The 457-nt window shown below is 63.5% G+C and carries 1 pseudogene; it reads left to right on the top strand.

Annotated elements, in window-relative coordinates:
• Positions 1 to 457: pseudogene (locus ACM6IK_RS24310) on the top strand (hypothetical protein); the annotation flags it as partial.

The following is a 457-nucleotide window of genomic DNA, read 5'->3' as shown; positions in this document are numbered from 1 at the left end:
TGGCCTTGAAGGTCGACGACACCGAGCTACTCAGTTACCAACGCGACAACCTGCACCGCGAAATTGCCCGCGACCAGGGCAACGGCCTGCAACAGCGCCAAGCCTGGACGCCCAATGGCCAATTGCAGGAACAAGCCATCGGCAAGCGCGGTGACGCTCAACGTCTGGTGGTGCGCAACTACCGACATGATGCCGCCGGGCAACTGACCCGCATCGACGACACCCGGCGCGGCGCCCTTAGCTACCGCTATGACCCGCTCGGTCGACTGCTCGCTGCGCAAACTATCAGCGGCGAAGAAACCTTCGCCTTCGATCCGGCCAGCAACCTGCTGGATCCGCAGGCACCGCGCCGTCCCAATCATTACGCCCCGTCCAAGCTGCTGGATAACCTGCTGCGCGACTACGTCGGTACCCACTACCGCTACGACGAACGCGGCAACCTCAAGGAGCGCCTGCA

Source organism: Pseudomonas sp. IT-196MI5 (assembly GCF_949767415.1).
GTDB lineage: Bacteria > Pseudomonadota > Gammaproteobacteria > Pseudomonadales > Pseudomonadaceae > Aquipseudomonas.
This window is presented reverse-complemented; position numbering and strand designations above follow the sequence as displayed.